Below are 1,414 nucleotides of genomic sequence, written 5' to 3' on the forward strand. Positions count from 1 at the left end.
GGATCAATCCTAAAAGTTGGGGAGGAATTGAAGATTTCTTAACTTAGCTGCCAAAATAACAAGCTTTGGAAAATTACATAGATCTCTTAAAACTTATCCTTCCTGAATTAATTGTAGATCACTTTGATTTGGTAAATACCAAACTCGAGCAAGAGAAAATGCATCTATTTTTTGAAGAAAAAAGCACATCACCAAAAGAATATAATAATAGACAACTTATCTCTAAAGGCTTCTTAAATGAGATTACTATTTAGGATTTTCCACTTCGAGGGAAATTTGTATACCTGCACATTAAAAAACGATGCTGGACTGACAAATTATCTCAAGAAATCATCCAACGTGATTGGAATATCGTAGCACAAGGAACCCGCATGACTCATGAGTTTGCGGCTTTTTTAAAAGAAATTAATAGATACTAAAGCAAACGATTGTCATACTATTGGCTTTTTCTTTGGTGTTAATGGAAAAAAACTACAAAGACAATATAAACAACATCTCAGCAACTTCTCAACCTGGGAACAACGTGAACACGCGAGAGACTGGTTAATTTTTCCTGAAAACATGGGTTATAGTTTATCTATAGACGAAGTAAATCTATCAATGGGAGAACTTTACACGGTCGTCACCAATAAAGCCACAAAAGGAAAGAAGAGCTCTATTGTAGCTATCATTGCAGGAACAAAATCAGAAGTTGTTATTAGTCATTTGCAGAAAATAGATCTGAAAAAACGAAATCAAGTTACCGAAATCACCCTTGACATGGCTAACAGTGTGAAATTAATTGCTAAAAAATCGTTTCCAAAAGCCAAACAAGTTACAGATCGATTTCATGTTCAAAAACTCGCTTTAGAAGCCGTTCAAGAAGTCCGAATCAGGCTAAAGTGGGATGCGTTAGATAAAGAAAACGTAAGCATAACCGAAGCTAAAGTCAATAAAACACCATTTGTATCTAAAGAATTTAGTAATGGAGATACTGCTAAACAATTACTCACCAGAAGTCGGTTCTTATTATATAAAAGTCCAAATAAATGGAGTGAGAGTCAAAAAGAAAGAGCCGCAATAGTATTCGAAGAATATCCAGAAATCAAAACCGTCTATTTTTTGAGCCAAAAATTACGCAACATTTATAACAACAATACAGATAAATCAGTAGCCATTACAAAATTAGCACATTGGTACAACGATGTGGAAAATTTAAGGATTAAAAGCTTCAATACAATCATGAACACTATAAAAATCAATTATGATTCTATACTAAACTACTTTGATAAACGAAGTACAAATGCTTCTGCAGAATCCTTCAATGCTAAAATTAAAACATTCAGAAATCAATTTAGAGGAGTGAGAAAAGTAGATTTCTTCCTGTTTAGGTTAACTAAGTTATTTGCCTAATCCCCAAGTTTTGTTCTTGATC

Annotated in this window: 1 protein-coding gene and 1 pseudogene; both read left to right on the top strand. The window is 33.2% G+C overall.

All coding sequences use genetic code 11. The features are described 5' to 3' along the window. The first annotated feature begins 128 nt into the window (after positions 1 to 128). Positions 129 to 419, top strand: a pseudogene (locus BUA03_RS17235) (ISAon1 family transposase N-terminal region protein). 19 nt (positions 420 to 438) lie between these two features. Beyond that, positions 439 to 1,392: an ISAon1 family transposase gene (locus BUA03_RS16290; RefSeq protein WP_175542108.1), complete on the top strand. Its 954-nt coding sequence runs from the start codon at positions 439 to 441 to the stop codon at positions 1,390 to 1,392. The last annotated feature ends 22 nt before the right edge of the window (positions 1,393 to 1,414 follow it).

It is taken from the genome of Flavobacterium fryxellicola (assembly GCF_900143245.1).
Taxonomy (GTDB): domain Bacteria; phylum Bacteroidota; class Bacteroidia; order Flavobacteriales; family Flavobacteriaceae; genus Flavobacterium; species Flavobacterium fryxellicola.